Here is a 239-nt window from a genome sequence, read left to right on the forward strand (position 1 = left end):
GTGTCGGCTCCTGCGCCGACCGTCGGATGCCGCTCACCAGCGCACTTCCAACCTTGTACCCGGTCGTCTCGTCCCCGGATGCGCGTCGCTGATGTGGAGGGTGGCACCCGCTGCCGCGACGCGTTCGCGGAGGCCGCGGAACACGAGGTCGACGGCGTCGGAGCTCACCCCGATGCCGTCGTCGCTGACGACGATGCCGTCATGAGCAAGCGTCACGATGCAGGATGCGGCGTGCGAGT

At 69.0% G+C, this 239-nt stretch carries 1 protein-coding gene; it reads right to left on the reverse strand.

Annotation, left to right across the window (positions count from 1 at the left end; genetic code table 11):
- Positions 1-33: 33 nt before the first annotated feature.
- Positions 34-239, reverse strand: a 206-nt coding sequence (locus SB660_RS23560) for an ATP-binding protein (RefSeq protein ID WP_410585005.1), incomplete at its 5' end; no start/stop codon positions are given.

Source organism: Bacillus sp. SIMBA_005, assembly GCF_046535585.1.
In the GTDB taxonomy this organism is placed as follows: Bacteria; Bacillota; Bacilli; order Bacillales; family Bacillaceae; genus Bacillus; species Bacillus pumilus.